Genomic DNA, 891 nt, shown 5'->3' on the forward strand with positions numbered 1-891 from the left:
GATGCTTGCCCAGTATGTAGTTCTGCGGTTGAGCGTGTAGAAGGTGAAGCTGTAGCGCGTTGTACTGGCGGTTTAGTCTGTCAGGCGCAGCGTAAAGAAGCACTTAAACACTTTGTTTCTAGAAAGGCGCTAGACGTTGATGGACTGGGCGTGAAAGTTATTGAGCAGCTTGTGGACCGTGAAATGGTCGAAACACCTGCTGATTTATTTAAGCTAAGTGCTGGCGTGATTACTGTTCTTGACCGAATGGGGCCTAAATCGGCACAGAACGTCGTGAGTGCGTTGAATAAAGCTAAAGACACGACGTTAGCGCGTTTCCTCTATTCACTCGGTATTCGTGAAGTCGGTGAGGCGACAGCGATGAACTTAGCGCAACACTTTAAGACGTTGGAACTGGTTCAAGCAGCTACTCATGAACAATTAGTTGAAGTGTCAGATATTGGTGACATCGTTGCTAGCCATATCACCAGCTTCTTCTCACAAGAGAAAAACAGAGCGGTCGTCGATCAGCTGATAGAGCTAGGTGTGAATTGGCCAATCATCGAAGAAGCTGCCGATGACCAAGAGCTACCATTAGAAGGTAAAGTCGTTGTGTTAACAGGCTCATTGTCGCAATTAGGTCGAAGTGAAGCTAAAGCTGCGTTACAAGCATTAGGTGCGAAAGTGACGGGTAGCGTATCGAAGAAAACGGACATCTTGTTTGCCGGTGAAGCTGCGGGTTCTAAATTAACTAAAGCACAAGATTTAGGTATCGAAATAAGAACAGAAGAAGATCTAATAGCCCTTATTTCGTAAGTAAATACAGATAAAAAAAGCTCAAAGGCACTCCTTTCAAGGGAGTGCCTTTTTTGTTTCTGATATAAAAATGAGGGCTTTTTAATTGTTGAGAAT

At 44.3% G+C, this 891-nt stretch carries 1 protein-coding gene; it reads left to right on the forward strand.

Annotated features, from left to right (window positions below):
• Positions 1 to 795 (forward strand): helix-hairpin-helix domain-containing protein (locus AB4512_RS21930; RefSeq protein WP_372175657.1); only part of this gene is annotated, 795 nt, incomplete at its 5' end.
• Between the last annotated feature and the right edge of the window lie 96 nt (positions 796 to 891).

Source organism: Vibrio sp. 10N.222.52.B7, from assembly GCF_041474275.1.
GTDB lineage: Bacteria > Pseudomonadota > Gammaproteobacteria > Enterobacterales > Vibrionaceae > Vibrio > Vibrio crassostreae_C.